We start from the raw sequence: 1,112 nt of genomic DNA, 5'->3' as shown, positions 1-1,112 counted from the left end.
CTCATACACCGCCTCCAACGTCAGTTCCTGTCGTCTGGCGATCTCTTTCGCTCGCACGCCGTCGCTGAACATCAGAATCGTCCGCGACCGGTCTCGTATTCGCCAATCACGACGGCTTCTCGCCATCGCTTCAAGCTTTGTACGTTCTTCCTGCGTCAGTTCCAGCGCTTTCAATGCCATCAGCTTCGTTGCTCGTCCCGTCCAGTTCGAACCATGATTGTAGAGACATTTCATGTCGAAGGCTTAAGTCGTTGATTGTTAACGTCGCTTCATGCGATGCCCCTGTCCCGTTCTGCCTCACTTTTCGATTGTTGATTCGACGATACCTATAGCAAGATAAATACTCGTAATGTGGTCGCTTACTCCGATCACTGGCTAGCGCACTTGCACTGAATATCGACACTTGCGTCAAGGTCTCAGTTGGATCCGTCTCTCGAATTGAATATTGTCTGGAGAAACAGAAATATGCCGTTACCCAAAACCCTTACGCTCGTCACGCTGCTGGCCGCAGCGGCCATGCTAGCAGGTTGCGTCATGCTGCCGATTTGATCGCAGGCAGCGGCGAGCACTCAGAGCTCCCTCACGCCAAGACTTTTCCGGAAGTACTGCTCAGCTTCCAGGAAGCCTGCTGCCGCCCAGCGCATCGCCATGTCGGCATCGCGACAGCGCTTCGCATGCCGCGCGAAACAGCGCACCGCGCCGTTCGGGTTCTCGATGAGGTTGGTCGTCGACAGGCCGCGCATAAGCACCAGCGTCAGCCCAGTTCGTTCACCGTGAACGTCTCCTCCAGCCCTTCGAGCAGCGTCGCCGAGGCAGCACCGGGTAGTCGAGGACGCTGCGCAGCTTGTGCGTGCAGCGGCGCTGCACGCGGGTGCGCTCGCCGACGAGCTCCTCGATGGCAGAACGCGATGCCTTCGAGTAGTCAATCACGAACGGCTTTGTTCGGAAGGGGGTGGTTGCGCGGCAGCGTGAGGTCGAGTAGAAAGGCTTTGTTCGACAGGGTATGCGCTCAGTTGGTTGCGGGCGCAATTAGGCTGTCTTGACGCAAATCGCCTTGCCGAAGCTGTTCCACCGGTTCACGAGGTTCGCAATGATCACGCCCTCGCGCTGCT

General features: G+C 57.6%; 1 protein-coding gene and 1 pseudogene. Both read right to left on the bottom strand.

All coding sequences use genetic code 11. The features are described from left to right. On the bottom strand, nucleotides 1-234 hold a 234-nt coding region (locus CFB82_RS43050), incomplete at its 3' end, for a hypothetical protein (protein WP_218829056.1). A 335-nt stretch (nucleotides 235-569) separates the two neighbouring features. Continuing rightward, nucleotides 570-933 (bottom strand): annotated as a pseudogene (locus tag CFB82_RS41595) (IS256 family transposase); the annotation flags it as partial. Nucleotides 934-1,112 lie beyond the last annotated feature (179 nt).

Origin of the sequence: Burkholderia sp. HI2714 (assembly GCF_002223085.1) — a bacterium.
GTDB lineage: Bacteria > Pseudomonadota > Gammaproteobacteria > Burkholderiales > Burkholderiaceae > Burkholderia > Burkholderia lata_D.
The sequence above is the reverse complement of the archived record's forward strand: the minus strand, read 5'-3'. Positions and strand labels throughout refer to the sequence as shown.